Origin of the sequence: Micromonospora mangrovicola, assembly GCF_047200535.1 — a bacterium.
Lineage (GTDB): Bacteria > Actinomycetota > Actinomycetes > Mycobacteriales > Micromonosporaceae > Micromonospora.
On record NZ_JBJZOG010000266.1, the window covers coordinates 1 to 515 of the forward strand.

Genomic DNA, 515 nt, shown 5'->3' on the forward strand with positions numbered 1-515 from the left:
ATCGAGCGACCCGCGCTACACGGACGGGCGACAGTCGAGCCCGATGAGTTCCTTCCATCCGTCGCCGCTGAATCAGATTAGCTCCTTGACCTTGGCCAAGCGTCGGCCGGTGCTACGGAGGGCGGAGTGTGACCCAGGTCCTGATCATATGCCACGCAGGTCCTGAGACCGGACACCATGCTGCCGGCTATGTCGGGCTCCAGTTGATGCGTTATCTGTTCCGGTTGATCGGTGACAGTTCGACGGTTGATAGGGCGCGTTCGTCACACCGCGTTATCGGATACCGGGTTGCCTGCTCCCCACGCCTACGGCACGCTGCCGGCATGATCGAGACGCGTGTGCTCAGCGAGGGCGATTGGAAGATGTGGCGGGAACTGCGGCTCGCTGCGCTGGCGGAGGCGGCGTATGCGTTCGGTTCCCAGCTGGCGGATTGGCAGGGCGAGAGCGACCGTGAGGAGCGTTGGCGCGGTCGGCTGGCCATCCCCGGCTCGTACAACGTCATGGCGATGCTCGAC

Annotated in this window: 1 pseudogene; it reads left to right on the top strand. The window is 64.3% G+C overall.

Annotated elements, in window-relative coordinates:
- Positions 1–323: 323 nt before the first annotated feature.
- Positions 324–515 (top strand): annotated as a pseudogene (locus ACL02O_RS34405) (GNAT family N-acetyltransferase); the annotation flags it as partial.